Source organism: Pseudomonas sp. LS1212 (genome assembly GCF_024741815.1).
Taxonomy (GTDB): Bacteria; Pseudomonadota; Gammaproteobacteria; order Pseudomonadales; family Pseudomonadaceae; genus Aquipseudomonas.
Genome location: NZ_CP102951.1, coordinates 1,864,927 through 1,891,768, shown reverse-complemented (window position 1 = coordinate 1,891,768; position 26,842 = coordinate 1,864,927). Strand labels below are relative to the sequence as shown.

Annotated in this window: 25 protein-coding genes and 2 pseudogenes; 16 read left to right on the top strand and 11 right to left on the bottom strand. The window is 56.9% G+C overall.

The genetic code is table 11. The features are described from left to right. Positions 1–169: 169 nt before the first annotated feature. From NVV94_RS08885 to NVV94_RS08840, 10 genes are all read left to right on the top strand, one after another. The gene (locus tag NVV94_RS08885; RefSeq protein ID WP_258446820.1) at positions 170–820 is read left to right on the top strand and encodes a DUF2459 domain-containing protein; all 651 of its coding nucleotides are present in this window, start codon (positions 170–172) and stop codon (positions 818–820) included. 337 nt (positions 821–1,157) lie between these two features. Continuing rightward, the gene (locus NVV94_RS08880; RefSeq protein WP_309304283.1) at positions 1,158–1,442 is read left to right on the top strand and encodes a hypothetical protein; all 285 of its coding nucleotides are present in this window, start codon (positions 1,158–1,160) and stop codon (positions 1,440–1,442) included. A gap of 6 nt (positions 1,443–1,448) precedes the next feature. After that, the gene (locus tag NVV94_RS08875; protein WP_258446819.1) at positions 1,449–3,647 is read left to right on the top strand and encodes an OsmC domain/YcaO domain-containing protein; all 2,199 of its coding nucleotides are present in this window, start codon (positions 1,449–1,451) and stop codon (positions 3,645–3,647) included. 152 nt (positions 3,648–3,799) lie between these two features. Further along, positions 3,800–4,495 carry a tRNA (adenine(22)-N(1))-methyltransferase TrmK gene (locus NVV94_RS08870; RefSeq protein WP_309304282.1) on the top strand — a complete coding sequence of 232 codons (696 nt, stop codon included), beginning with the start codon at positions 3,800–3,802 and terminating at the stop codon, positions 4,493–4,495. A gap of 166 nt (positions 4,496–4,661) precedes the next feature. Beyond that, positions 4,662–4,850 carry a hypothetical protein gene (locus NVV94_RS08865; RefSeq protein ID WP_258447849.1) on the top strand — a complete coding sequence of 63 codons (189 nt, stop codon included), beginning with the start codon at positions 4,662–4,664 and terminating at the stop codon, positions 4,848–4,850. 449 nt (positions 4,851–5,299) lie between these two features. Then, the gene (locus NVV94_RS08860) at positions 5,300–6,715 is read left to right on the top strand and encodes a PAAR domain-containing protein (protein ID WP_258446817.1); all 1,416 of its coding nucleotides are present in this window, start codon (positions 5,300–5,302) and stop codon (positions 6,713–6,715) included. Further along, positions 6,712–7,092, top strand: a complete 381-nt coding sequence (locus NVV94_RS08855; RefSeq protein ID WP_258446816.1) for a hypothetical protein — start codon at positions 6,712–6,714, stop codon at positions 7,090–7,092. The genes NVV94_RS08860 and NVV94_RS08855 overlap by 4 nt, the downstream gene beginning before the upstream one ends. 142 nt (positions 7,093–7,234) lie before the next feature. Then, entirely contained in the window at positions 7,235–7,672 is a 438-nt protein-coding gene (locus tag NVV94_RS08850; RefSeq protein ID WP_258446815.1) for an NfeD family protein, read from the top strand. Positions 7,673–7,711: 39 nt separating this feature from the next. Continuing rightward, positions 7,712–8,566: an SPFH domain-containing protein gene (locus NVV94_RS08845; protein WP_258446814.1), complete on the top strand. Its 855-nt coding sequence runs from the start codon at positions 7,712–7,714 to the stop codon at positions 8,564–8,566. A 479-nt stretch (positions 8,567–9,045) separates the two neighbouring features. Beyond that, positions 9,046–10,665, top strand: coding sequence for a methyl-accepting chemotaxis protein (locus NVV94_RS08840; protein WP_258446813.1), 1,620 nt, complete (start codon positions 9,046–9,048; stop codon positions 10,663–10,665). 13 nt (positions 10,666–10,678) lie between these two features. Here NVV94_RS08840 and NVV94_RS08835 read toward each other — a convergent pair whose 3' ends face one another. Continuing rightward, complete coding sequence (locus tag NVV94_RS08835; RefSeq protein WP_258446812.1) at positions 10,679–11,566, bottom strand: LysR substrate-binding domain-containing protein; 888 nt, start codon at positions 11,564–11,566, stop codon at positions 10,679–10,681. Between the two features lie 209 nt (positions 11,567–11,775). Between NVV94_RS08835 and NVV94_RS08830 the strand changes: the two genes are divergently transcribed. Further along, on the top strand, positions 11,776–12,393 hold the full coding sequence (locus NVV94_RS08830; RefSeq protein ID WP_258446811.1) for a LysE family translocator: 618 nt from the start codon (positions 11,776–11,778) through the stop codon (positions 12,391–12,393). A 93-nt stretch (positions 12,394–12,486) separates the two neighbouring features. On the opposite strand, the gene NVV94_RS08825 is transcribed toward NVV94_RS08830, so the two are convergent. From NVV94_RS08825 to NVV94_RS08800, 6 genes and pseudogenes are all read right to left on the bottom strand, one after another. Beyond that, complete coding sequence (locus NVV94_RS08825; protein ID WP_258446810.1) at positions 12,487–12,753, bottom strand: bacteriocin immunity protein; 267 nt, start codon at positions 12,751–12,753, stop codon at positions 12,487–12,489. A gap of 192 nt (positions 12,754–12,945) precedes the next feature. After that, entirely contained in the window at positions 12,946–13,203 is a 258-nt protein-coding gene (locus NVV94_RS08820) for an immunity protein (protein ID WP_258446809.1), read from the bottom strand. Continuing rightward, complete coding sequence (locus NVV94_RS08815; RefSeq protein ID WP_258446808.1) at positions 13,200–15,431, bottom strand: S-type pyocin domain-containing protein; 2,232 nt, start codon at positions 15,429–15,431, stop codon at positions 13,200–13,202. Before NVV94_RS08815 ends, NVV94_RS08820 begins: the two co-directional genes overlap by 4 nt. A gap of 662 nt (positions 15,432–16,093) precedes the next feature. Continuing rightward, a pseudogene (locus NVV94_RS08810) lies at positions 16,094–16,569 on the bottom strand (GNAT family N-acetyltransferase). A gap of 518 nt (positions 16,570–17,087) precedes the next feature. Beyond that, the gene (locus tag NVV94_RS08805) at positions 17,088–18,443 is read right to left on the bottom strand and encodes a dicarboxylate/amino acid:cation symporter (RefSeq protein WP_258446807.1); all 1,356 of its coding nucleotides are present in this window, start codon (positions 18,441–18,443) and stop codon (positions 17,088–17,090) included. A gap of 106 nt (positions 18,444–18,549) precedes the next feature. Beyond that, on the bottom strand, positions 18,550–19,605 hold the full coding sequence (locus NVV94_RS08800; protein ID WP_258446806.1) for a tartrate dehydrogenase: 1,056 nt from the start codon (positions 19,603–19,605) through the stop codon (positions 18,550–18,552). 136 nt (positions 19,606–19,741) lie between these two features. Between NVV94_RS08800 and NVV94_RS08795 the strand changes: the two genes are divergently transcribed. The 3 genes from NVV94_RS08795 to NVV94_RS08785 all read left to right on the top strand — a co-directional run bounded on the left by NVV94_RS08795 (position 19,742) and on the right by NVV94_RS08785 (position 23,110). Continuing rightward, positions 19,742–20,650, top strand: coding sequence for a LysR family transcriptional regulator (locus NVV94_RS08795; RefSeq protein ID WP_258446805.1), 909 nt, complete (start codon positions 19,742–19,744; stop codon positions 20,648–20,650). A gap of 102 nt (positions 20,651–20,752) precedes the next feature. Beyond that, positions 20,753–21,886, top strand: coding sequence for a sugar diacid recognition domain-containing protein (locus NVV94_RS08790; RefSeq protein ID WP_258446804.1), 1,134 nt, complete (start codon positions 20,753–20,755; stop codon positions 21,884–21,886). An 81-nt stretch (positions 21,887–21,967) separates the two neighbouring features. Further along, the gene (locus tag NVV94_RS08785) at positions 21,968–23,110 is read left to right on the top strand and encodes a glycerate kinase (protein ID WP_258446803.1); all 1,143 of its coding nucleotides are present in this window, start codon (positions 21,968–21,970) and stop codon (positions 23,108–23,110) included. 98 nt (positions 23,111–23,208) lie between these two features. Here NVV94_RS08785 and NVV94_RS08780 read toward each other — a convergent pair whose 3' ends face one another. After that, complete coding sequence (locus NVV94_RS08780; RefSeq protein WP_258446802.1) at positions 23,209–23,781, bottom strand: DUF922 domain-containing Zn-dependent protease; 573 nt, start codon at positions 23,779–23,781, stop codon at positions 23,209–23,211. 289 nt (positions 23,782–24,070) lie between these two features. Here NVV94_RS08780 and NVV94_RS08775 point away from each other — a divergent pair. Next, a pseudogene (locus NVV94_RS08775) lies at positions 24,071–24,325 on the top strand (OsmC family protein); the annotation flags it as partial. Positions 24,326–24,391: 66 nt separating this feature from the next. Here NVV94_RS08775 and NVV94_RS08770 read toward each other — a convergent pair. After that, positions 24,392–25,231: an alpha/beta fold hydrolase gene (locus NVV94_RS08770; RefSeq protein ID WP_258446801.1), complete on the bottom strand. Its 840-nt coding sequence runs from the start codon at positions 25,229–25,231 to the stop codon at positions 24,392–24,394. Between the two features lie 152 nt (positions 25,232–25,383). On the opposite strand from NVV94_RS08770, the gene NVV94_RS08765 reads away from it, so the two are divergent. Continuing rightward, positions 25,384–25,830: an Lrp/AsnC family transcriptional regulator gene (locus NVV94_RS08765; RefSeq protein WP_258446800.1), complete on the top strand. Its 447-nt coding sequence runs from the start codon at positions 25,384–25,386 to the stop codon at positions 25,828–25,830. On the opposite strand, the gene NVV94_RS08760 is transcribed toward NVV94_RS08765, so the two are convergent. Together NVV94_RS08760 and NVV94_RS08755 are read right to left on the bottom strand one after the other, a co-directional pair. After that, positions 25,810–26,145, bottom strand: coding sequence for a hypothetical protein (locus NVV94_RS08760; protein WP_258446799.1), 336 nt, complete (start codon positions 26,143–26,145; stop codon positions 25,810–25,812). The genes NVV94_RS08765 and NVV94_RS08760 overlap by 21 nt on opposite strands. Before the next feature lie 85 nt (positions 26,146–26,230). Then, positions 26,231–26,677: a cupin domain-containing protein gene (locus NVV94_RS08755; RefSeq protein ID WP_258446798.1), complete on the bottom strand. Its 447-nt coding sequence runs from the start codon at positions 26,675–26,677 to the stop codon at positions 26,231–26,233. Positions 26,678–26,842: the final 165 nt, after the last annotated feature.

The following is a 26,842-nucleotide window of genomic DNA, read 5'->3' as shown; positions in this document are numbered from 1 at the left end:
TCAGGTCGGCAAGCTGATGCAATGCTCGGGACCTGGCTCAGGTGCGGGCTAACCGGCCGTGCGGCCCACGAATGCCTGCCTGGGCGCGCGAGCCAGCTTCTATGCTTGTATACAGCGCCCCTGCCGGGGTTTTCCCACGTTTCGTTAGCGAGCCTCCAAGCCCTTGTGTATGCGCATTGTAGTGCTGGCCCTGGTCCTGACGCTGTTCGGTTGCGCTACCGCGACGGCCCCGCCGAGGGTTGAGGGCGGCGGTTGGCGGTCCCTCTATGTAGTGAATCATGGCCTGCATACCGGGTTGGCGATTGCGCGCCCCGATCTGCTTCAGGTGCTTCCCGCACTGGCCGAAGCGTTCGGCGACGGCGACTTCGTCGAGTTCGGCTGGGGTGACGAGGCCTTTTACCGGGCCCCACAGGCAACCTTGGGCCTCGCCCTGCGGGCTTTGTTCGGGTCGACGGCAAGCGTACTGCATGTGGTCAAGATTGCCGGGGACCCCAGGCGGCGTTTCGCTGGAAGCGAGGTCATCGAGGTGCGGGTGACGGAGGACGGCTACCGGCGACTGCTCGCATTCGTGACCGGGACCTTCACCCATTCAGCGACGGGCACCTTGGCAGCGCTCGGGCCTGGCCTGTATGGCGAGAGCCGGTTCTATCAGGCCGAGGGCAGTTATTCGCTGTTTTATACCTGCAATACCTGGGTCGCAGAGGCGCTGGCCGCGAGCGGCTGCCCGATGTCGCCTGCAGGAGTGGTTACGGCGGGGAATGTCATGTCGCAGTTGCACCGGGCGACAGCGGCTGGCGGATCTTGCCTGGCTGCTCGCTAGTTAGCGGTTCGACGGGGTCGCGTTCAACGTCCAGACCAATGATGGGCTGTAGCTGCCGCAGGCATTACCGAGCACCTGCGAGTGGAGCTTGCCGGGTATCATTCTCGGCGCTGCAGCATTCGGAAAAAATCGTACGCCAAGGCTTTCCGACCTTTCTGGCTGATGCTTGGGAAATGTCCTGCTTACCCTCGATTCCCTTGAGTTAATTCTCTGACTCGGCACTTTGCTCGATTCCCGTTCACACGTGAGTCGGTGCAATCCATCGTCGGCAGAAGCGTGCGCGTCTCGCTTGGGCGCACCTCAATAAAAAGGGATATTCTACATCGCCCCCAAGAGCATGACGCGGGAACAGCTTGAGGCTTCGCTGTTCAAACTGCGCGACCCGGCGGTGATGCACAAGCTTCGGTTGCTCAACCCTAATCTGAACGACGTCAAAGCCGGCTCGATGATCGTGCTGAGCGATCCGAACAACCTGCAATGCATGCGTGAAGAAGCGCAATTGATGGCGGCAGCGGAAAAGGTGAATACGGCGCTTCGGGACCTGACCCCTGATGAGGCACAAGACTTTCGGCTGAAAAACCGGATAATAGCGGCCAAATCGTTTTACTCGTTATTATGGTAATCCCGCATGGAAATCAAGGTCAACTTTCTCGACAACCTTCGGCTTGAAGCCAAGTTCGATGACTTCACGGTGGTGGCCGATCAACCTATCCGCTATAAGGGCGATGGCTCGGCACCTGGTCCGTTCGATTACTTTCTGGCTTCATCGGCTTTGTGTGCGGCTTACTTTGTGAAGTTGTACTGCGAAACTCGCAATATTCCCACCGATAACATTCGCCTGTCGCAGAACAACATTGTTGATCCGGAAAACCGCTACAATCAGATTTTCAAGATTCAGGTCGAGTTGCCGGCGGGTATTTCCGCCAAAGACCGCCAGGGCATTTTGCGTTCCATCGACCGTTGTACGGTGAAAAAAGTGGTGCAAACCGGGCCTGAGTTTGTGATTGAGGAGGTGGAAAATCTGGATGCCGATGCCCAGGCGTTGCTGATGCTCAATTCGGCTTCAGACGCGAGCACCTATATTGCGGGCAAGGATCTGCCGCTGGAGCAAACCATCGCCAATATGTCGGACATTTTGGCGGACCTGGGCATGAAGATTGAAATCGCTTCGTGGCGCAATATTGTTCCCAATGTGTGGTCGCTGCATATCCGCGATGCGCACTCGCCGATGTGTTTTACCAATGGTAAGGGAGCGACCAAAGAAGGCGCGTTGGCGTCGGCGTTGGGCGAATTTATCGAACGACTGAATTGTAATTTTTTCTACAACGATCAGTTTTGGGGAGAAGACATCGCCAACGCAGCGTTCGTGCATTACCCGAACGAGCGCTGGTTCAAGCCTGGCCCCAAAGATGCGCTGCCGGCTGAAATTCTCGACGAGTACTGTCTGCAGATTTACAACCCCGATGGCGAGTTACGTGGCTCACATCTGTACGACACCAACTCCGGCAATGTAGAGCGCGGCATCTGCTCGCTGCCCTATGTGCGCCAGTCGGACGGCGAGGTGGTGTATTTCCCGTCCAACCTGATCGAAAACCTGTACCTCAGCAATGGAATGAGTGCCGGTAATACGCTGGCCGAAGCGCAGGTGCAATGCCTGTCGGAAATCTTCGAGCGCGCGGTAAAACGCGAAATTCTGGAAGGTGAAATCGCACTGCCTGATGTGCCGCACGAAGTGCTGGCGAAATACCCCGGTGTTCTGGCCGGTATTCAGGGGTTGGAAGAGCAAGGCTTTCCGGTGCTGGTGAAGGATGCGTCGCTGGGCGGGGAGTTCCCAGTGATGTGCGTCACCTTAATGAACCCGCGTACCGGCGGTGTGTTTGCCTCGTTCGGGGCGCACCCAAGCTTTGAGGTGGCGCTGGAACGCAGTCTTACGGAACTGCTGCAGGGCCGCAGTTTTGAAGGCCTGAACGATTTACCTCAGCCTACCTTTGAAAGTAATGCGGTGACTGAGCCGAATAACTTTGTTGAACACTTTATTGATTCCAGCGGTGTGGTGTCGTGGCGCTTTTTCAGTGCCAAGGCGGATTTCGAGTTTGTTGAGTGGGATTTCTCTGGTCAGGGTGAAAACTCTAATGAAGAGGAAGCCGCGACATTGTTCGGCATTCTCGAAGACATGGGCAAAGAAGTGTACATGGCGGTTTATGAGCACATAGGCGCAACGGCCTGCCGCATTCTGGTGCCGGATTATTCGGAAATTTATCTGGTGGATGATCTGATCTGGGATAACACTAACAAGGCGCTGTTGTTCCGGGCCGATATTTTGAATCTGCATCGCCTGGATGATGCCAGCCTGGAAGCACTGGTTGAGCGTTTGGAAGACAGTGAGCTGGATGACTACACCGACATCACCACATTGATCGGCATCGAATTTGACGACAATACGGCCTGGGGTCAGTTAACGATTCTAGAGTTGAAGCTGCTGATTTATCTCGCCTTGCAGCAATTTGAACAGGCGAAAGAGCTGGTGGAAACTTTCCTGCAGTTTAACGACAACACGGTCGAGCGCGGATTGTTTTATCAGGCCGTGAATGTGGTGCTGGAGGTGCTGCTGGACGACGACCTGGAACTGGGCGATTACGAGGTCAATTTCCGCCGGATGTTTGGCAATCAGCGGATGGACGCGGTGATGGGGTCAGTGGACGGCAGCATGCGCTTCTTCGGCTTAACGCCTACGAGTATGAAACTGGAGGGGCTCGATAGGCACCTGCGCCTAATCGACAGCTACAAAAAACTGCACATGACGCGGGTCAATGTGGCGGCGCATTAGGGCTCGGCTTGAGTGTTCCTCACCATGAACAGAGGTGGGTGAACGAGCCACGGCCCTGGTCGCATAAATTTGAAATGCACGGCGTTGCTCGACAGAATCGCGCCCCGGTCCGGCCAAAGGTGCCGGACGTTCGTGGTGAAAAGGGGCTGCAGTTGAACGAACAGACATTGTCTATGCGCCTGGAGCGCGTGGCGGCGCATGTGCCAGCAGGGGCGTGCCTGGCCGATATCGGCTCGGATCACGGCTACCTGCCGGTGGCGTTGCTGCGCCGTGGCGCCATCGCGGCGGCGGTGGCCGGCGAGGTGGCATTGACGCCGTTTCGCTCGGCCGAACGCACCGTGCGCGAGAACGGCCAGGACCTGCGGATCACCGTGCGCCTGGCCAATGGCCTGGCGGCGATCGAGCCGGGAGACGGGATCACGGCGATCAGCATCTGCGGCATGGGCGGCGAGACGATCCGCGATATCCTCGACAGCGGCAAGGCGTGTCTGAGCGGCCAGGAGCGCCTGATCCTGCAGCCCAACGGCGGCGAGCAGCCTTTGCGCCAGTGGCTGATGGAAAATGGTTACCGCATCCTCTGCGAGGAAGTGCTGCGGGAAAACCGCTTCGACTACGAAATCATCGTCGCCGAGCGCGCCGGGCCGGTGATGTACACCGCCGAGGAGCTGTACTTCGGCCCGCTGCAGATGCAGGCACGCAGCCCGGCGTTCCTGGTCAAGTGGCAGCGCATGCTGCGCCAGAAGCAGCAGACCCTGACCAACTTCGCCCGGGCGCGGCAGGCCGTGCCCGAGGAGAAGGTGCAGGACATCGCCCGGCAGGCCCGGTGGATCACCGAGCTGCTGGCTTGAGCCCGGTCTAGAGTTTGTACGAAAAGTCGCCGAGCGGCGATGAGGCAAGGCGAAAACAGGCGAGGAACGGCCGGGCTCCTTGATTCCCGGTTGACCAACCTGCGTACAGTCGCCACCCATCGTTTGGTCACGTACGTGGCGACTTCACTAATCAAGGAACGTCGCTATGATGAAAATCGTCCCGGATCCACCACCCGCCGGCACCATCCTCAAAACCGTCACCACTCCCTTCGGCTCCTGCGACGCAGGTCATGAGCCCTTGTTCGCCGTGCGCGGCGGGATCAATGCCGAGGATGCGTTGGTAGATGGGGCTGAGGGTAAGGACTCGAAAGCTAGACCTGAGGCCAAGTTGTAACGAGCAGGTTTGGCCGGGTGCGTCTGCGAGTTGGATTAATCGGTATGCAGATCGTTGCCCGGCCATATTTGTGAATCAGATGGAGCGCGTCGTCTGCATCGCGGGCAAGCCCGCTCCCACATTATTGGGGCATAGTCGAAAACGTCTATGGCAGTCCAACGATGGGCTGCATCTGCCGCAGGCCTTCCCGAGTGCCCACGAATGGGGCTTGGCTTGCTGGTGATCATTCTCCGCGCTGCTGCATTCGGAAAAAATCGTACGCCACAAGTTTTCCGACCTTTCTGATTAATGCTTGGGAAAACTCCTGCATCTCCTCGACTCCCTTTCGGTAATTCTCTGGCTCGGCACTTTGCTCGATTCCCACTCACGTATGAGTCCGGGCAATCCATCGTCAGCAGAAGCGTGCGCGCCCTCTCGTTTGAGCGCACCTCAATAAAAAAGGGAATTCAATGGCTAAGGGACACTTCATCCGCAAAGGCGACAAAACCAGCTGCGGCGGCACGGTTCAGGAAGCAGACACACGCGTGATGATGTTCGGCATCGCCCATGCCCGCGAAGGCGATCGGGTCACCTGCGGGAAGGATGGAAAGACCTACGTCATCTCTGGCGGGGTGCCCTACATCAACAGTCATGGAAGACTCGTTGCCGGTACACTGGACAGCATCAGCACTTGTCCCTGCAAAGCCACACTGATCCCCTCGCTCTTCAAGTCCACCTACGAGTCAAGCCGAAGCGCTGCACCGCAAGCCACCCGAACAGCCGCTCAACCGACCACCCCAGCCGCAAGCAATCCCTCGGCTGCGCCACGTCATTCCAGTTTCGCGCCTTCGAGCCCCTCGACTCCTGTGGTATTCAACAGCGTAGAGCCTCAGGAGCCTGGCTTCTACATCGCGCCCAAGAGCATGACGCGTGAACAGCTTGAGGCCTCGCTATTCACAGTGCGCGACCCGGCGGTGATGCACAAGTTTCAGTTGCTCAACCCCAATCTGAACGACATCAAAGCCGGCTCGATGATCGTGCTGAGCGATCCGAACAATACCTCCTGCACCTATCAGGAAGCGCAACTGATGCAGGCCGCACAAGAGGTCAAGGCTGCTCTCGATCCGCTGACACCAGAGGAAGCCGAGTTCACGTTCCGCCACGGCGCTGAAATTGCCGCCTTTATCGGTCAGACCTCGACCTGGCTTGGGGTCGGTGCGGCGGTGATGGAAAAGCATCTGACCAACCTGCGCAATACGCTGCAAGCTATGGAGCGTCTGCATCAGGACAGCTATCGCCGGCATGGCCACCTCAAGTCGGCGGAGTTCTTCGCCGAGCGCAAGCGCCTGATGTCCCAACTGGATGTACATCTACTGAATTCCACTCGCCTGCGCGGACATACAACGCTTGGCGACCACCCCAAGTTAAAAACAGCGCTCGGAATATCCAGCCGCAGTCTGGTGCATCATTGGGACAAGGCCGGGGCACCGGGACAGATACCGGGTTATGCGACGCATGTGGATTCGATCAGCCGTGCTGCCAAGTACATGCAGTGGGGCGGCTGGGTCGGCATTGGTATCGGCGGCATTTCTATGGCAGCGGCTATCACTGCGGTTTGTAATGCCGAATCTGATGAAGCCTGCGAGAAGATCAAGTTTACTGAAGGAGGGAAGTTTGCATTGTCAGCCTTAGCCGGCTATGGAGGTGGAGAGCTGGCTTATTTGGCTAGCAGTCCTATTTGTTTGGCACTTGGGGTTACCACGGGGATCGGAGGTGTTGTCTGTGTTGCTGCCGTGGTAGGAACTGGCGCATGGATAGGCACAACTGCTGGTGGTGTTGCAGGAGAGTTCCTAGGGGAGAAACTGTATGAGGCCAAACAACGGTGATTGACGCTTGGTCCCCTTGGGCCGCCATCATGTTTGTTGGCGGGCCATTTTTGTTGATTCTTGTTTCATTCGCTTACAGTCTTTACTTGGGTCGCCATTTGGATGCGATGTTGAAAGCATTGAAAAATAGTGAGCATATTGCTATTTGGAGTGCGGGCCTGCGATATCAAGGCTGGTTTGGACGGATAATGCTGATCGCAAAGATAACAGGAATGGTGACGTGGCCGGGACCGGGAATCCGTGCAGGTGTGATGGACCCTGTTGACATCAAAAATTTCCCTCCCCACCTGAAGCGACTTCTGAATATCAAGATCGTGATATCGGGAATTATTTTGGTCTGGGGAGCTATTGCGTTCACGTTGGTCAAGTTGAGGTAACGTCATGCGCACCCAATTGAGGTTGATAACGGCCCTCGGCCGCGAACCTACTGCAGCGCAGGGCTAACATCGGAATCGGGTGCTTTGAAGCAATGCATCACAGATACTTCGAAACCCTGAGCCCAAAATGAATGGAGCACCAATGGAAATGCAATGGTGGATCTGGCTCGCCCTCGGCTTGGCCCTGGTCGTGTCAGAAATTTTCACAGCAACCTTTTTCGTACTCTGGTTCGGTATTGGAGCAGTGCTTGTTGGCCTGCTCTCCTGGACCTGGCCGGTGCTTTCGACCACTGCACAACTACTGGGTTGGGCAGTGCTGTCCTCTCTGATGGCATTTCTCTGGTTCAAGGTCTTCAAACGCCGAACGCCTGACCATCGGTGGACGGCCGATGAGGTCGTTGGCGAGGTCGGATTACTGACGGCCACTGTCGGCAAATTCCAGAAGGGCCGGGTGCGATTCCAAAAACCAATCCTGGGCAGTGAGGAATGGGTTTGTGTTTCCAATTCCGAAATCAGTTCAGGTGAACGGGTACGCATCGTATCCATCGAAGGCAACACTGTACGTGTTGATCACGCTTGATCCGGCAAAGCCGGGCCACTTATAAGGAAGTAAGAACAGATGTCAGGTCTATTTATCGCAAGCGTCTTTGTCCTGTTTGTCATCATCACCATCTGGCAAGGTGTCCGCATCGTTCCCCAAGGACAGGAGTGGATCGTTGAGCGCCTTGGCCGTTACAAGACAACACTCAAACCCGGGCTCAACATCGTAATCCCCTACATGGACGTTGTTGCATACCGATTGCCGACCAAGGACATGATCCTGGATGTGCAACAGCAGGAAATCATCACCCGGGACAACGCCGTGATTCTTGCGAATGCGCTCTGCTTCGCCAAAGTCATCGATCCGCAGAAAGCGGCTTACGGTGTGCAGGACTACGAAATCGCGGTTTCGAGCCTGACCATGACCTCCCTTCGCGCAATCGTGGGCAAAATGGACCTGGACGAAGCCCTTTCGAGTCGCGATCGGATCAAGGCAGAATTGCGTGAGGCCATGTCGGAACAGACCACAGACTGGGGGATCACTGTTCGGTCGGTCGAGATTCAAGACATCAAGCCGTCCGAGTCGATGCAGGGCGCAATGGAACGCCAGGCAGCCGCAGAACGTGAACGCAAGGCAGAAGTGACTCGTGCCGAAGGTGCAAAACAGGCAGCCATCCTTGAAGCCGAGGCTCGGCAAGAGTCTGCCAAGCTGGACGCACAGGCCCAGATCAACCTGGCCGAGGCTTCGGCCAAATCGATCACCATGGTCAAGGACGCAATCGGCAGTGAAACAGGCCCTGCGATGTATCTTCTTGGCGAGCGCTACATAACCGCAATCGAACGACTTGCCGGTAGCCCGAATGCCAAGATGGTCGTTCTTCCGGCAGATATTCAAGAAACCGTTCGCGGGCTCCTTGGCGGTACCAAGGCCTAAATCCGACTCGGTTGTTAAGATCGGCAAATAGGCTACTGGTGACACCGGCGAACGGAGTCGTGTTGGCTACCGACGCTGCCGGAATTTATTCCAGCAGCGTGACCGGTGGGCTGCGGTGAAAGCATCAAGACCGTGTTGCCTGCATCGCGGGCAAGCCCGCTCCTACATCGGGGCCGCTTCGAGAAGCATGGGCAGTGAAACAGATTGGCCAATAGGGATGAACTTCTCCTGCCAGGAATGAGTGCCAGCGGCGATCTCACCACCCGCTGACCAACCATCAATTGTCACACAAATGTGCAGCGCCAAGCCCGAAATACCGATCGTCGCCCTCCCCTCAAAAACCGCTCAAGAACGCCACTTCCCAGCCGATCACATGGGCTGTCTCCGCCCAGCGGTTACCCTGCGCGGCGGCACAGGGATGTGGCGAGTTTTGAAACCTGTTCGGCCGTCGGCCGCATTCCCTTTGGTGAGATTGTCTTATGTCGAAATCCCTGCGATTTCAGATCCTCGCGTTGCTCGGCGGTAGCCTGGCGCTGATACTTGTGATCGCGCTGGCCTGCTTCCATTTCCTTTCCAATAGCGTGCAGGCCTACCGGGGCTTGGTGGAAGGCCCGTTGCAAGCCTCGCAACTTATCGACCAGGCCAACCTGCAATTCAAGGTTCAGGTGCAAGAATGGAAAAACGTATTGTTGCGCGGCAAGAACCCTGCCGATCGAGACAAGTACTGGAATCAGTTCGAGGATCAGGAACAGCGTGTGCAGGACGCACTTGGCCAACTCAGCGCCCTGACTGGCATTGAATCGCAGGTGAAAGAAAAGATCGACCGGCTACGCGACCAGCACCGTAACCTGGGCGTCGCCTACCGCAAGGGACTGGATGCCTTCAACGCATCGGGTGGCGATCCGGTGACCGGCGATAAGGCGGTCCAGGGCGTGGACCGCGCCGCCAGCGAGCAGATGAACGAGCTGGTGACCGGTTTGCGCAAGCAGAGTGAAAGCCAGTCGGCGCTGATCGATAATGCCGCCAAACAAACCATCTTGCTGGGGGCCCTGGTGATACTGGCCTCCGCGTTGCTGGTCGGGGCGCTGGCCCTGTGGAGGGTCAATCGCAACATTGTCGGGCCCATTCGATTGCTCATCGACTACGTCGCGCAAATGAGCGAGGGACATTTTCGTGACCGCGTCAGCGTTGATCGCCAGGATGAACTGGGACGCCTGGCGACGGCAGCTAACACGCTGCGTGATTTTCTTTCTGAAACTTTCACGCGCCTTAAGTCCAGCACCACCCATCTGGACACGGCCGGCAGCGAACTGAAGGCCATCGCTGCGCTGATGGCGCAAGGCACCCGCGAACAGTTCGACCGTACCGACCAGGTGGCGACGGCCATGACTGAAATGTCCGCGACCGCGCTGGAAGTGGCGCGTCACGCGGTGCAGGCGGCAGAGGCTGCCGATGAGGCTGACCGCAGCTCGCAGGAGGGAGGAAAGGTCATGAGCGCAACGATCCACTCCATTACCGCGATGCGCGATGAAATCCGCAACACCGCCGAGGTGATCCGCCGCCTTGAAAGCGACAGCGGCCGCATCGGCAAGGTTCTGGAAGTCATCCGTGGCATTGCCGAGCAAACCAACCTGCTGGCACTCAACGCCGCCATCGAAGCGGCGCGCGCCGGCGATGCCGGACGAGGGTTCGCGGTGGTGGCGGACGAAGTGCGGACCCTGGCACAACGCACTGCAGCCTCCACCGCTGAAATCCACCAGATCATCAATTCAGTGCAGACCGGCGCTGTCGACGCGGCGAACGCCATTGAAAGTGGTCAGTCTCGCAGCCAGCAAAGCGTGGACCAGGTCACCCAGGCAGGCCAGTCGTTGGAGCGCATTACTGCAGCGGTCGAAGCGATTCGCGACATGAATCGGCAGATTGCGACAGCGGCCGAAGAACAAACGTCGGTGGCCGAAGACATCTCGCGCAACCTGACGGAAATCACCGCCATCGCGACCACCAACGAGGGCAACGTGCAGCGTACGCAAGTGGCGAGCGAGGATCTGCACCAGTTGTCTGTCGGCCTGAATGGGGTGATTTCACATATGAGTGCTTGAGCGCTCGGCATCGTCAGCCCTGGCGATTGAGCTGCTCGATACTCAGCATCGCCTGCCTGGCAATCCACTGCTGGAACGTGATGCATTTGGGGCTTTCGTCGAAGGGTCTCGGTGATAACAGGCAATAGCCCGAGCCGTCCTGGACAAAGCCCCAGGGTGCCAGCAACTGGCCCGACTCCCGCTCGTCCTGCACCATAAGAAACGACGCCATGGCAATCCCCAGCCCCGCAGCTGCTGCCTGCACGCACAAGTAGAAGTGCTCGTACTCGGCCTTGAGGGCGTCACGCGCTGACAGATTCTGCAAGCGCAGCCAGTTGTCCCACGCCATGGGCCGCGTCTTGCTGTACAGCAATCGCGCGCCGTCGAGCAGGTCAGCGGGCGGCCGTGCGACGGCTGTGCAGACAGGGCCGATCCACTCGTCACAGATCTTCACGCTGTGCACCGACTCGTCCCAGTGAAAGTCATCACGCCGAATGGCCAAGTCGGCGCCAGACCGGGTGAAATCGATGGGGCCGCCCGCTGCCAGCAACTGGACCTGCAAATGAGGGTGCTTTTGGTGAAAGTCCGGCAGGCGCGGGATCAGCCATTTCATGGCGATGGTCGGCTCGCAGGACAACACCAGCACGTCTTCGCGCGACTCCTGCTGCAACCGGTAAACGGTGCTTTGCAATTGCTCGAACATCGGGCCCGTGACGTTGTAGAGCGTACGCCCGGCGTGGTTGAGAAAAATGGCCCGGTTGCGCCGCTCGAACAGCTCAACCCCCAACGCCTCTTCCAGCAAGCGCACCTGGCGGCTGACGGCGCCGTGGGTCACGTGCAGCAACTCGGCTGCCCGGACAAAGCTCTGGGTTTGCGCTGCGACGTTGAAAAAGCGAAAGGCGGCAAGCGGCGGGAGGCTCATATAGACGATGATTTCTCACAGATTTACGCGACTATAAATCGCTTTTTCACCCGCTAGCAAATCTCCATCATGGCCGCAGCCCGCAGTATCTGTGCGTGGCGATGCTAGAGGTATGTCATCAACAATCTGTGATCAGGCGTAGCGCAAAAATACGCCTGGCATAGCGTCTTAACTGCGGCACGGTTAGCCGTGCCCTGCGGAGCCTATTCATGAACGAACTACTGGCGGTTGCGGCCGTTACCATTCTGGCCGTCATCAGCCCTGGCCCCGACTTTGCCATGGTTACGCGCAACAGTTACGCCTACGGGCGCCGCAGCGGCCTGATGGCTGCATTGGGTATCGCCTGCGGTGTTCAGGTGCATGTGTTTTATACGGTGTTGGGCATTGCCGTGGTCATCACCCACTCACCGCCCCTGTTCATGGCGATGAAATTCCTGGGGGCGGGATACCTGATCTACCTGGGCATCAAATCCCTGATCAACACCACCACCTTGACACTGGGTAGCGCCAACGGTCATGTACCGACTCTGTGGAAGGCGTTTAGTACCGGTTTTCTGACCAACGCGTTGAATCCAAAGACCATGCTCTTTTTGGTCGCCACCTACACCCAAGTGGTCCAGGCCGGCAGCTCGATGGCGGCCAACTTTTCCTATGGGTTGTTCATGTCGTTCTTTCATTGGGTGTGGTTCAGTTTCGTTGCGGTGTTCTTCTCTGCTGAAATACTGCATAGACGCATGCTGGAGAAACAGGGTGTGGTCGACAAAGTCATAGGCACGGCGCTGATTGGCCTGGGCACCTGCTTGGTATTGCCCGGTTTTGGGCATTGAGGAGTCCGGATTTTCGTTGGTATTGCGTTACACTTCTGAACGACTCCGCTACCTATATGAGGCCGGTAGCGGAGTGCTGGGTGTTATTGGACTTTACTCAGGTTGTATGGGCTTGAATCCCGGCTTGCCGTTAGCGGCACGCCACTCCTTGATTTTTGCGAGAATGACTTCTGGAGTTGCTTCTTGCTCTGACGGCGCATAATAAATTAAATCAGAGCCGTCGGGGTGCTCGGTCAGCTGCTCAAAATCAAGCACGGCCTGTATTTGTTCGTCTTCTGTTGTAAATTCTGAATTACAGATTTTTTTGACGAGCAGTAAAAACTCTTTTTCGGTATATTCGGAAAAATTTTTAATGGCCATATTACGTTCCTTGCTTAGTCATTTTGGGTGGCACCTAAATTGCCAGCACCCTACGCTACCAGTGTGACGCAGGTAGCGGAGCGCTGTTTGTTATTGAGTTTTACTCAGATTATGTGGATTTTAATCCAGGCTTACCGTCGGGTGAATCTCAAATTTTCCCCGTTCACCCACGGTGGCTACTTTAGACCTTCCTTAGACGTATCTTTTTTCTGTCACGAACTTTGGTTCTTTCCAGTTTGGGCCTTTGATGGCTATCGGGCCGTCGCCGTTAGCCAGTACGCCCTCTTCAAAAAGCTTTGCATAGGTTTTCAGCAGTTCGCCATTTGCTATGACTTCAAACCGATACTTACCGAACATTCTATCGAGCGATGGGTAGGCGAGCCCAACTCCGAAAACTGAAACGACATCTGCAATCGGCTCATTTCTTACAATTTGCTCGATAGTGTTCATTCAAATACTCCTTTTAGCAGTTGCTCATATATGCGGTTTATCTGCTTGTCCCCTGCTTGTATTGCTTCGTTAGAGTACAGCAACATCTCGTCGCCGTTGAGTTTGTAGTCTTCCAGCGTAGCTGTATGAGCATTATTCCAGGCTGAGGAGCCATTTTGGGGTTTGAAGTCATCGCTGAGCCCCATCCCCCGAAATCTTTCAAGCTCCCTGATTTCATGAGTGTAGTAGCGTCGATCCGTATCAGTTATATCCAAATCGCCTTTCAGGATTTTTTCAAGACGTTCAATCATTATGTCGTTGGCGTCAGATTGATCGAGTCGAGCAGTATGTAACTTGACTGCGTCAATCCCTTCCTGGGTGATCATTGCGGTCTTCCAGTCCAGTTCAACTATCGGTCCACCTGCCTGATCCGGATTGAAGTCGCGTCCACTGTGCTCCCCCGTGGCAGTGGCGCCATCGTACGGACTGTTAAATACGACATAGAGAGGCGGAATGCCCGACTCCGCAGGAAATACGGTGATGAAACCACCAAAGCTGAATTGATCCAGCTGTGGAAAAGTATCGATTCGTCCTTCGTCAGGGGTGGCGGTAGCGCCTTCATATACCGGCAAGTCAGTTTCGGCCGCCGGAGACTCGGTCGATCGGGGGGGCGACTCCACCACCGGCGTCCAGGTCGTGGTGACGGATTGGGGGCCAGTGCTGGTGGAAACGTAGACTTTCTTTTGTGGGTCAAACTGTGCGAGTCGGACAGGTACGGTGGAAGGTACCGATACACCGTCTGTGGTGGCGACTACGATCTGCGTCTGGTTGCCAATCCTCCGTGAACCCAGGGACACTCTCAGGTTGACCTCTCCCTGGACCGCTGCGAGTCCGTGCAGGTCTTCGGTTAAGTCAGGCGCGAGTTCTGACAGCGGAACACTCACAGAATAGAGATCGCTGTTACCCAGTCTCGATGGCGCAAGCAGTGCGGCGAACCCCACAATAACGGGTGTTGCCGCGGTGACGAGCGCTCCGATTGCGGCGGATACTGCTGCGCGCAGTGCGTTCCTGAGCGCTAATGATGTAGCGGTATTGGTGATGACGCTTCCGGTCGTGGCGGTAAAAACCGGACCGACGGCCGCCATTGACCCACTGTTAGCGAAAGTGCGGGGCTGCGGACGGGCCTGATCTTCAGCCAGTGCCTCAAGTCGAGCCTGTTCGGCGGCGGCTACTCGTTGGGTTTCAGCTTCTGCTGCAACACGAGCTTGTTCAGCGGCTAGTCGTTGAGCTTCAGCTTCTGCTGCAACACGAGCTTGTTCAGCGGCTAATCGTTGAGCTTCAGCTTCTGCTGCAACACGAGCTTGTTCAGCGGCTAATCGTTGAGCTTCAGCTTCTGCTGCAATAAGAGCTTGTTCAGCGGCTAATCGTTGAGCTTCAGCTTCTGCTGCAATACGAGCTTGTTCAGCGGCTAATCGTTGAGCTTCAGCTTCTGCTGCAATACGAGCTTTTTCAGCGGCTAGTCGTTGAGCTTCAGCTTCTGCTGCAATACGAGCTTTTTCAGCGGCTAGTCGTTTAACTTCAGCCTCTGCTGCAATACGAGCTTGTTCAGCGGCTGCCCGCTGCGCTTCCCGCTCCACCGCCAATCGTGCCTGATCTTCTGCCTGCACAACGCGGAGGCGGTTCTGCACATTGACGGATTGCTGGTTAAGCAACTGGATGGTTTGAGAGAGCAGTCGAGCATCGTGAGCCGCTCTGTAAGATTTTTGCCACGCCCGCATTGCTATGCCGTCCGGCCCCACCCTCTTCTCCATGGTCAGGGCTTTTTTGTAGAACATCTGCAACGGCGTGTTAATGGGATCGGAGCCATAAAATCCATTGGCGATAGCCGTTTTGTTATGGAACTCAGCGGTCTTACGAAGCAATAGTTTGTTACGCACGCCCAACTCGCGAATGATTGATTCAGCGGGCGGAAGCGGGTTGGTTTGGCCCTCAAGCCTTGTTGCGGCCAGTTCATACTCAATGGTTTGCGGTAGTTGGTTGGATAGGGCTTTATACTCCTCTGCCAATGCCTTGACGGTGTTCCGTAGTTTGTGCAAAACCATTCCGACTGCCGGCTGGAAGCCGAAGTGACTGTTGTTTTGAAATATTTTTGAAGTTTGGCTGAAACCTCCCCCTATGGGGTCTATACCGGGTGGTGGCTGAGCACCAATGTGGATTGCTGGAATTTCATGTACCTTACGGCCACACATATTTGTTCTCCGTGACATTGCTCAGTGTCAAGCTACTTAGAGAGCGAATGGTTTAGGCTCGATGTTCGAGCGCAAAGGTTGCTTGTTGAGTATTATTTTTTATGCGTTGCTTGCTCGGCGCCGGCTGCGAAAAATTAAGCGCTTGAGCAAGTATCTGCATGTTAGCGAATGGTGTTTGGTAATGGATCCGAGAAATGCGTAGGTTGTTTCTTGGTTGTGTTGCGCGCATCGAGGGTTTGGTTTTTGGCCAATGATTGAAATATCTGAACTTAAGGTAGGATGACTTTCTTTATGGGACGACTAAAACTATTTGTTTTTGTAGAAGTCTTCTGGCTTGTTGCTGATCGCAGTTCTGCGTATAAAGTCGCTCTACGACCACTCTTTTTTTCAGAGCATGGGGGCGAGAGAACTGTCAGGAAGATCGCCTGCATTGACCTTGAACGGAATGTTCCTGTCAGGTTGCCGGCGATAGGGCTCGGCGGGGCGATATCAACGGGACCTGGAGTCCCCTGAAGGTGCTCTCTGACTTTAGATGTACGCCGATTGCAGCGGAAGTGGCGGGTGGGTTGAAAAAGTGCGGATCAGTCGCACAACCTCCGTTCGCCATGGCCGGGGCCTCGGGAAATGGCGGGTGTGCGAAGCGCAAACAGCCCCGAGCACGCTCAATGGATTGCCGGTGTCACCAGGAAGCTCAACAATTGCGGGTCGTCATCCGGCTCGATGCTATGCACCGGCCGAGGCAGGTCGTCCAGCACTGCGCGCCAGAACGACCGGGCCGTTTCATCCTGTTGGTAGAACCGTACCAGCCAGGCATGCTCCCCGCTCGTTAGCACCTGCGTGGCCAGGGCCCGGCCGATGCCCAGTCGGCGGTATTTCTTCAGAATGAACAGGTCCGCCAGCTCCAGGGCTTGCAGCCCCGGCAACTCGCTTCGCTCGATCAGCAGGAAGCCGGCAATGAAGCCGTCGACCAGAATCAGGTTGGCGCTCCACTGCGGCTCCTGCCAATAGCGCGCCAGGTGGGCGTCGTGGATGTAGAAGCGACCGTCGACCTCCACGTCCTCCTGTTCCCAGTCCGAGGATTCATAGGCATAGAACTGGTCAGGTTGCGGATCAGCTCGGATGTAGCCGCTGCCGCCAGGCTGCGCTGGAGTCCCGCAGGGGCTCCCCGGCGATCTCAAGATCTTGCGTCTGCTGCGCACGCGAGCGCAGCCGGCGGCAGCGGCTACATGAGTTTGGCTCACCACGGTCGGCGTAGCCGCTGCCGCCAGGCTGCGCTGGAGTCCCGCAGGGGCTCCCCGGCGATCTCAAGATCTTGCGTCTGCTGCGCACGCGAGCGCAGCCTTCGGCAGCGGCTACATGAGTTCGGCGTACCGCGATTGGCGTAGCCGCTGCCGCCAGGCTGCGCTGGAGTCCCGCAGGGGCTCCCCGGCGATCTCAAGATCTTGCGCCTGCTGCGCACGCGAGCGCAGCCTGCGGCAGCGGCTACATGAGTTTGGCTCACCACGGTCGGCGTAGCCGCTGCCGCCAGGCTGCGCTGGAGTCCCGCAGGGGCTCCCCGGCGATCTCAAGATCTTGCGCCTGCTGTGCACGCGAGCGCAGCCGGCGACTCTTATTCAACGATGGCGCTAAACGTGACAAAGTTCAGCGCCATCTACCTTACGCCTGAGTGGCTTCTTCAAGGCTTGGCAGCGAAGAGCTGGCCGCCACCGATGAAGGGGCCGGGATAACCTTTGCCTGAACCGTCTCGGTTTTCTCCTCTTCGACCCCGCCATTGAGCGCTTTGTGCATTTTCACTGTGTCCAGCGCCCCGACCCATTTGGCAATGGCCATGGTGCCGACGCCATTGCCGATGGTGTTGGTGATCGCTCGCGCTTCCGACATGAACCGGTCGACGCCCAGCAACAACACCATTCCCGCCACCGGAATGGTCCCAAGGGAAGACAGCGTAGCCGCCAGAATGATGAATCCCGAACCGGTAACGCCCGCAGAGCCTTTGGACGTAAACATCAGCACCGCCAGCACGATCAATTGATCAGTGAGGGTTAGCGGCGTATTCGTCGCCTGGGCGATGAAGATGGCTGCGATGGTGTAGTAGATCGCTTGACCATCCGGATTGAAGGTCAGACCGGAGGGAATGATCATCCCGGCTACAGGTTTGGACACACCGGCCTTTTCCATCTTGGTAATCATCTGCGGCAGCACCGATTCCGAAGAGCTGGTGCCCAATACGGTGAACAATTCTTCCTTGATGAACCGCAGAAACTTCCACAGGCTGAAACCGCTGTAGCGGCAGATCGGGCCCAGTACGAAGATCACGAATACCGCGCAGGTCAAGTACACACAAGCCATCAGCTTGCCAAGGGAGAACAGCGAGCCGAAGCCGTATTTGCCAATGGTGAAGGCAATCGCTCCAAAGGCGCCAATGGGTGCCAGGCGCATGACCATGTTGACGATGCGGAACATCCCCTGCATCAGGCTATCGAGCGTGTCGACGAACACCTTTCCACGCGGCCCCGCATGTGCCAGGGCAATGCCGAGCAGTATGGAGAACAGCAGGATTTGCAGCACGTTGCCCTTGGCGAAGGCATCCACGATGGTGTCGGGGATGATGTTCATCACAAAGTCCATGAACGACGCGTGTTTTGCGGCCGTGGTGTAGGTCGCCAGGCTGGAGGTGTCCAGCGTGGCAACATCAATATTCATGCCTGCGCCGGGCTTGAACACATCAACCACCACCAGGCCAACGACCAGCGCCAGCGTGGACACGACTTCGAAGTAGATCAACGCCCGGAAGCCGACACGGCCCAGCTCCTTCATGTTTTCCATGCGTGCGATACCCGTGACCACGGTCAGGAAGATCACCGGGGCGAGGAGCATTTTGATCAATTTGATGAAAGCGTCGCCCAGGGGTTTGAGCGCTGTTCCGGTTTCGGGAACGAACACCCCGACGATGGCGCCGAGGATGACGGCGATGAGGACTTGTACGTAGAGTTTGCCAAGTATTCTTTTCATGACAGGGCCCTGATTTTTTTATAGTTGTCAGGAGATGCCAAGGGGTCGGATCATCGATCCGCCGCGGGGCGTTGTGCCGCAGTACTACTTGAATCAGCGAAAAAAATCAGCGATTGATCAACGCGATCACGGCATCGGTGATCTGCCGGGTGGTGGCCGTACCGCCCAGATCCGGGGTATGCAGACCGCTCTCGGTCACGGCCTCGATGGCAGACATCAGGTGTTTGGCCGCTGCCGCTTCGCCCAGATGTTCGAGCATCATCGCCGCCGTCCAGAACGTCGCGATCGGGTTGGCGACGCCTTTGCCAGTGATGTCAAAGGCCGAACCATGGATCGGTTCGAACATCGAAGGGAATTTGCGCGAAGGGTTCAGGTTGGCGGTCGGCGCGATGCCCAGGCTGCCGGACAAAGCGGCGGCCAGATCGGACAGGATGTCGGCGTGCAGGTTGGTGGCGACAATAACGTCCAGCGTCGAAGGTTTGAGCACCATGCGCGTGGTCACCGCGTCGACCAGTTCCTTGTCAATCTTGACGTCCGGAAAATCCTTGGCGACTTCATAGAAGATCTCGTCCCACAACACCATGCCGTGACGCTGGGCGTTGGACTTGGTGACCATGGTCAGGTGCTTGCGAGGACGGCTCTGCGCCAGTTCGAAAGCAAAGCGATGGATGCGCTCTACCCCGGCACGGGTGAACACGGAGACTTCGGTAGCAACTTCTTCGGGCAGGCCTCTGTGCACTCGACCACCGTTGCCGGAGTACTCGCCCTCGGAGTTTTCCCGCACCACCACCCAGTCGATCTGGTCACCGTTGAGCAGCGGGCTTTTTACCCCTGGCAGTACGCGAGCCGGACGCACGTTGGCGTATTGGTCGAAGCCCTGGCAGATCGGCAGGCGAAGGCCCCAGAGCGAAATGTGATCCGGTACGTTGAGCGCACCGACGGCACCGAAGAAGATGGCGTCGAAGGTCTTCAGCTCTTCCAGACCACCCTCCGGGATGTAGTAACCGTTTTTCAGGTAGTTATCGGAGTTCCAGTCGAAGTGTTTGAAATCCAGTTCGAAGCCGGATTTTTTCGACAGGGCTTGCAGCACCTCAACGCCAGCAGCAATCACTTCAACACCGATGCCATCACCAGGAACCGCAGCAATTTTGTATGCGCTCATCAATCAACTCCACTCGTTACGTTCTTGTTGTTCCCGTCGGACTGGGCTGTCCATGCAGGGTGTGGGTGGAGTATATGTAGTGAACAAAGAGGTGTGAGTTACCCAAAATAACTACATAAATAACTTTGAGTTACGAATGAACCAGACCCTGGATTTGTCTTTTTTCTACCTGCTCGCCAATAAAGGCAGCCTGGCAGCGACTGCTCGGGAGTTGGGTGTCACGCCGCCGGCGGTGAGCAAACGCCTGACCGCGCTGGAAGCAAGGCTTGGCATACGCCTGGTCAACCGGACCACGCGTTCGATGAGCCTGACCTCGGAAGGAGAGCTGTACTTCTCACATGCCGCCCGCATCCTGACGCAGATCGATGAGCTTGAGCAGTTGATAAGCAGCAGCAGAGCAACACCCAAGGGCTTGATTCGCGTCAATGCTTCACTGGGTTTTGGCCGTCGCCATATAGGCCCGGCCCTGGCAGCGTTCTTCGCCCAATACCCCGAGGTCGAAATTCAACTGGAAATCAGCGACCACCCACTGGATCTGGCAACGCACGGTTTCGATCTGGGCATTCGTTTTGGCTCCTTGCCGGACGCCGCCTTCCACGCACGAAAGATCGCCTCCAATCGCCGCTTGTTGTGTGCCTCACCGCTCTACCTGGATAAATACGGAACGCCTCAGAAGCTGGCCGAGCTGCAAAATCACAACTGCATTTTCATCCGCCAGAACGAGTCGCCCTATGGCGTCTGGAGTTTTGACCACGGTGGCCGCACAGAAAACATCAAGGTGCATGGAGCCTTGGGCTGCAACGATGGGGAGGTGGCGCTGAACTGGGCGCTGGAGGGGTTTGGGATATTGCTGCGGGCCGAATGGGACATCGCACGCTATGTGCGCAGTGGCCGGCTGCGCCTGGTGCTGGAAGACCAGACGCCCACCCGCGCTGACGTGTATGCGGTCTACCCGCAACAACTGCATTTATCAGCGAGGGTACGCAGCCTGATCGACTTTCTGATCGAGCGTTTCAAGAACATCGATAACGTCGAAGACAATTAAAGACGCTTGCGCTATCGGACTAAATCATTCGGGCGGAATGACAATGTTTGGAGGTGCTTGTTGTATGTTTGACCAAACCCCCACTTGAGCAGAGCACTGAACATGTTCGAACTCGACCACCTGTTGGCGCAGAACATCGTTGATCGCGCGATGGCGATACTGCCCTATAACGTGAATGTCATGGATAACCAGGGCTTGATCCTTGGCAGCGGTGAGAGCAATCGCATCAATACCCGCCATGAGGGCGCACAGCTGGTTCTGGCTAACCATCGGGTAGTCGAAATCGATGAGCAGGCGGCGCATAACCTGAAAGGCGTCCAGGCGGGAATCAATCTGCCGCTGTTGCATGATGGGCGCCTGATTGGGGTACTGGGGATTACGGGGGATCCACAACAGCTGCGCACCTATGCCGAGCTGGTCAAAATGACTGCCGAAATGCTCGTCGCCCAGAGCCATATGCAGATTGAGCAACAGTGGCGCAAGCAGCGCAGCGAAGATCTGGTGGCCATGCTATTGGGCGAGGCAGGCAGCTCTCCTCGGTTGGTCGACGAAGCCCGTCAACTGGGACTCAAGCCGCAGCTTGTGCGAACGCCTCTGCTGATCAAACTGGATGAAGAACTAACCTCTTCAGCCATGGCGGACTGGTTGAAGTCGAGATATCCCGATAGCTGGTGTATGAGCACATCCTCGTCTTCGGTCTTGTGGTGCTGCCCCTCTAACTTGGTCCCCAGCCCTGAGAAAACAATCGAGAAGCTTGAGTCGCAAGGCTGGAAGGTAGCGCGTATCGCATACGGCATACGGGCAGAGACCCTCGAGAGTTTGCGTCGAGGCTACCGACGTGTCGCTGAGTTATTTGCATACGGCGAGGCTATTGTTGCGCAGCAAAAATTGCTATCGCTCTCTCGTTATCAGTTGCCGTCATTTCTCTGGGCTCATCGAGAGGACGGTGTGCTGGATGCGCTCCTGGCTCCCCTTCTCGAGATCCAGGCCAAGGACAGCAGCGGGCAATTGATGCGCACGCTGCGCAGTTGGTGTTTACATCACGGCCAGGCACAACCCTGCGCGGATGCCTTGGGCATTCATCGCAATAGCCTGCGCTACCGAATGGAACGGATCACGGAGCTGAGCGGGAAAGATATGAGTCGGCTGGATGAGTTGTTGGAGCTGTATCTAGGAGTGCATCTGCTCCCACATACTGAATCGGACCCACCCATTTGTTCAGATGAACAAATTTAATGCGGTGTTACTGTAGCCCTGCCTAAAGCTGGTGTCATACCAACGTGTCAGCATGAATTCTCGTCGCATTTGGAGAATTTTATGAAAATCGTCATCGCTCCCGATTCATTCAAGGACAGCTTGAGCGCGGCTGACGTCGCCGATGCGATAGCGTCGGGCCTGAAGGATGTCTTTCCTGACGCTGAGCTGGTCAAGTGCCCCATGGCCGATGGTGGCGAGGGCACCATTGACGCCATCCTGTCAGCCGTGGCCGGCGAGCTACGGAGCGCTCGTGTCACCGGGCCGCTCGGTGAACCCGTCACGGCCAGATGGGGATGGTTGCCTGAGTCGCGAACGGCGATCATCGAAATGGCAGAAGCCAGCGGTTTACAGTTGGTTGCGACCGAGCAACGCAACGCGTGTTCAAGCTCGACTGAAGGCACTGGCGAACTCATCATCGAAGCGCTGAATGCCGGTGCGAAAAAACTCATCCTTACCATTGGCGGCAGTGCCACCAACGATGGTGGAACGGGCATGCTCAGGGCGCTGGGTGCCCGCTTCATGGACAGTCAAGGCAACCTTATACCCGCGGGTGGTCTTGCACTGTCCGCATTAGCGAGTATCGATATCCAGGCCCTTGATGCACGATTGTCCGATGTGCGTGTTGAAGTCGCCGCCGATGTGGATAATCCACTCTGCGGGCCACACGGAGCCTCTTTCACTTTTGCTCGCCAGAAAGGTGCCGATAGCGAGCAAATACAGTTGCTCGACGATGCCTTGGGGCACTATGCGGATCAATGTGCGGCGCTGCTGAACGAAGACGTTCGACATGTACCCGGCGCCGGAGCGGCTGGCGGTATTGGCTTTGCAGCCAAGGCATTTCTTCAGGCAACCTTCCGGCCGGGGGTCGAGGTGGTTGCTGAACTCACCGAGTTGGCGAACCGGTTACAAGGTGCTGACCTGGTGATTACCGGCGAAGGTCGTTTCGACGCGCAGACACTGCGCGGCAAGACGCCGCTGGGCGTTGCCCGGATTGCCGGTCAATGCCAGGTGCCCGTCATCGTCCTGGCCGGCACCTTGGGTGAGGGTTATGCGCAGCTTTATGCACAGGGTATCGATGCAGCATTTGCCTTGACCTCGGGCCCGATGACGCTCCAGGAGGCCTGTCGCCAGGCTCCTGTGCTGTTGAAAGAGCGGGCACGGGATATCGCGCGTCTACTGTGTGTAGCCAAACGTATTGGCTAGACATAGAAGATCGACATCCACAAACAAAGAGACCGCCTTCACCTTCCCGGCAATATTAATGGAGTGGTACTGCCCGCAATCACAAGGTATCGCAGACCCTATCGAACCCGAGCATCCAGCCGGGCGCCTTGCGTCCGGCCATGATCGGTGATGACATCCAGGTGCCGATCGCGCTCATCCAGCTTAAGGATGTACGCCTCGATGGCGACTCGAACATGAGGCCTCGCTGCATGGCATGATCCACTGATTTTCATGCTGGCCAGCCATTGCTGCGTCGTTCTGGCCGATTCCTTACCGCTTTCCACATGCAGGTACTCGTGTGCCCGAAGCGCGGTGTAGTAACGCCGCCACTCGTCCGCGACCGCCGGGGACAGGGTGCCGGGCGCCAGCTGTGGGAGCGTAATGACTGATTCGACCTTCACCGCGACATCCTTCAGGGCACACCCCGTCTGCGAGACGGGGGCCAGCCTGTAGGTCGTTTGGTAGTGGCTCTTCGTATTGCCAGCGAAGGCGCCTCGCGCGTTGCGTACCGGGGTTCTGTCGCTGATCGATTGCCGAATATCGTCAATGGTCCGGCCATACACCAGATAGTGCTCCTCACGAACCGTCGAGCTGACCGGTTCCGCAGCGTGAACCAGAGGGGCCAGCACCAACAACCAGATACTATTCACCCTCCCCTCCTCGCCGCCCTGCGCCACTCTGAATATTCAGCCTGCATGAAATGGGTCGCCAGCCTTGCTGGCAGCAGCACAAGTTGATCAACCCCGTCATTTACGCGCCAACTTATACCTGACGCAGTCTTCATAGAAGCTCTGCCGGACAGCAGGGGAGCCCCTACGGGCCTCCAGTGTCGCAGCGGCTACGCCGACCGGGGTACGCCGAACCTATGTAGACACCGTCTTGCCCCTTACCGGGCAAGCGTTATCTTTGGGGCAAATACGGACCCTGTAGCAGCTGCCGTCAGCCTGCTTCATCGGCGCAATCGGCAAGGCGGCTGCCAAGTTGCAGGTGACTCTTCCAGCCGCCCCAACCGTCGACGCTGAAGTGGACCTGGGCAATACCGATAATGCCTATTTCCTCCGGGCGCGCCTGAATGTAAGCCTTCCGGGGTTGGACCCTGTTGCCGCACGGGCGCTGGTTGATACCGCACACCAGACCTGCCCGTACTCCAAAGCGCCCCATGGCAACATCGACGTCACGATCAATCTGGTTTAACCAAGGCACCCAGGCGGCCAGCCGGTTCTTCCGGCAGGCCGTATGCACCGATGAGATCGGGGGCGATCAGTCCAATAGTTCAGCGATTATGCGACCGAAGGCGCCGGGGTTTTCCAGCATCATAAGATGCCCAGCTTTCGGCATGATGGTCAGGCTGACGACTTCGTGTTTGGCCCAACCGGGAATATCCCAATCGCCAACGGAATGCTCACCGGCAAGCAAGTAAACCGGTACAGCGGCAAACAGCTCCTTTAATGCGGTGTGATAATCGGGTTTCTCCGTTATCACTACAACGGACTTGGCCATCGCTTGCAGCGTGCTGGCGGGTTGATTTTCCAGCCAGGTACGCGCCGTACTTAGTTTCTCGGGTTGGTCTGGAATTCCAGAGCGTGCTAGCCAGGCACCGGGGTCAGCCTGAAACCCAGCCAACATGGCCTCAGCTTCCTCCTGCGTCATTTGCGCAACAGACGATGACCAGAACGCATCCTTCAAGGTGAAGTTGCCTTCAACGCTGATGATGCTGACTACACGTTCCGGGTAACGTTGGGCAAACAGATAGGCGACCACTCCTCCTACCGAGTGGCCGACGAGGTGCACCGGGTGCTTATCGAAATGCTCTTCGATCGCTTCTCGAATTCGCTCAACCTGCGTGTTGATAGTGATCTCGTGTACTGAAGCGTTGCGCAGTGCCCCGTAACCCAGCAAGTCAGGCGCTAGTGAAGGCCTCCCACCTAGCTGCCGATGGATTTCAGGGTCTCTCAACGTACCGATCAAACCATTGATGAATATCACTGGTGTGCGTTCTATCTCACTCACTCTGATTTCCTTGCGCCAAGATTGAATAGAACCCCTTTTCCAGAAACGCCGTTGCAAGCGAACCGATGCAGGGTGTGAAAAATAGATCATGCTGTGCTCCAGGGAAATCATTGTTCCCAGCTTTTGCGCCCTGCACCAATGGCGAGCAGAAGATAGCCAATGACACATCGCCCACCAATGGCAAATCATCCAAAATTCAGGCTTGTTACCGATGACTCATCGGATCACTAATTGAGATTGGTATGGAACTGGATAATAAAGACCGGCAGATACTGGAGGCGTTGCAACTGGATGCACGGCAAAGCCTGGCATCACTGGGCAAGCGTATTGGCCTTTCACAGCCTGCCATGAGCGAGCGCGTGCGAAAGCTTGAATTGGCTGGAGTCATCGAGGGGTATGGCGCCAGGATCAATTTGCGTGAGCTGGGGTTGGGGTTGCAGGCGATCATCCGCATCCGCACAACCCACGAGCACATCAAGGATTACCTCAAACTTTTCAACGAAATGCCCGAAGTTCTGGAAGCCGATCGGATTACCGGTGAGGATTGCTTCATCGTGCGTTGTGCGTTTGCACAACCCCTTGATCTGGAGCGAGTAGTCGATACGCTTGCCGTGCATGGCTCCGTAACGACCTCACTGGTCTTGTCCAGTGCCGTACGCAAGCAGGCTTCACCCCGCAGTAAACGCTGAAGCATGAAGCTTCACGAAGTCGCGCATGCTGGTCGGCTTCTCCCCAGTGAGCTTGAACAGGTCGTCAGTCATGCGGTCATATCGCCCCTGCCCACGAAGTTTCGCCATCACCTTGAGATGGCTGAGCAGGTGAGCCGGAACGCCTGCTTGTGAAAGCCTTTCGCTCCAATCCGAGAGCGGAACGTCACGGTAGTGGATCGTCCTGCCGAGCGCCTCCCCCAGCACGACGTCGGCCCCCAGGGCTCGCAAGCTTTGAGCGCGCTCATCCTCGTGCCGAACCAGGGCGCGAACCTTGTGGCCTTTGGCGATCAGCATGGCGGTGACATTGCGGCCAATGGCACCGATATCGCCAGCCGCTCCAGTACGAGAATTGGGCTTGAATGCTCGGATTTCATGTCGCTCACTTTTCCAGCATCAAGAGTGGTTCGCCTTTTTTTACAATGTACGTCGCCAACTCTGACGCATTGTCCTGACCGATATTCTTCGCGACATGCGCAACGCCAGCGGGGATAAACAAGGAATCACCCGCTTTGAGCGTGACAGGTGCCCGCCCCTCGAGCTGATACTCAAACGTGCCCTTGAGCACGTACGCCACCTCCGTGCCTGGATGGGAATGCTTGGGGGAGGCCACACCCGGCTCGATATCAACACGGGCCTGGATAACTTCATGCTCGGACACGTCCAGATTCTGACGCAGCAGATCCGTGCGCTGGATACCTTTCTGCCAACTTTCTACCGACTGCGACTCATGGCTGGCCTCAGCGCCTGGCGTCACCTCCTGAGCTTGAACATAGCCAGCCATTGAGACGAGTGCTGCAGCGGTAGCCAGGAGAAGTTTGCATCGCATGATCATGCCCTTTCGAAGGAGAGGAAGTGGAAGCACTACTTTGATCGAGGCGTGTACTGTGGATGTGTCGCAATGGCAGGTTTTTTAAAGCAAGCGTGTACGCAGCCTGGATAGATACATGAAAATACAAAAGCGCTCACGTACACGTCCACTTTCTCGTTCCCA